The organism is Stenotrophomonas maltophilia group sp. RNC7 (genome assembly GCF_030910085.1).
In the GTDB taxonomy this organism is placed as follows: domain Bacteria; phylum Pseudomonadota; class Gammaproteobacteria; order Xanthomonadales; family Xanthomonadaceae; genus Stenotrophomonas; species Stenotrophomonas sepilia.
The window spans coordinates 1-395 of sequence record NZ_JAVFVN010000119.1 but is presented as its reverse complement, the minus strand read 5'-3'; the positions used below and the strand labels follow the sequence as shown (position 1 = coordinate 395).

The window sequence follows — 395 nt, the reverse complement described above, 5'->3', positions numbered from 1 at the left end:
TTCCCTGATTTAAATATAGAATATAACAACCAAAGAAACATCAAGATTGCTACTCCAAATCCAATTTCAATGGCTGGTAGGTTCCAAAGAAGTGTGGATTTCCTACTCAATGACGAACCAATAATAAGCCCAACCATGATGATGCTAAAAGAAAGTAATACAATACTAAATGAAAGCCGATTACTGATACGATCTAATTTAGTTAAAAACAGGTTCAATTCTGGGATCGTTATGGCTATACGCATATTCCCCTTTTGCATAACGGCAGTTAATTCTTTGAGTTGTTTTGGTAGTTGAATCAAAATTTCTCCATTTTCTATTACATAGTCTAGTACATCCTCTGTAACTTTCCTTGGATGATAACGTTCCTTTAATAATTGACGACCAAAAGGTTC

The 395-nt window shown here is 34.2% G+C and carries 1 protein-coding gene; it reads right to left on the bottom strand.

What is annotated here, in order from left to right:
* Positions 1-395, bottom strand: a 395-nt coding sequence (locus RCF13_RS01470) for a hypothetical protein (protein WP_308140752.1), incomplete at both ends; no start/stop codon positions are given.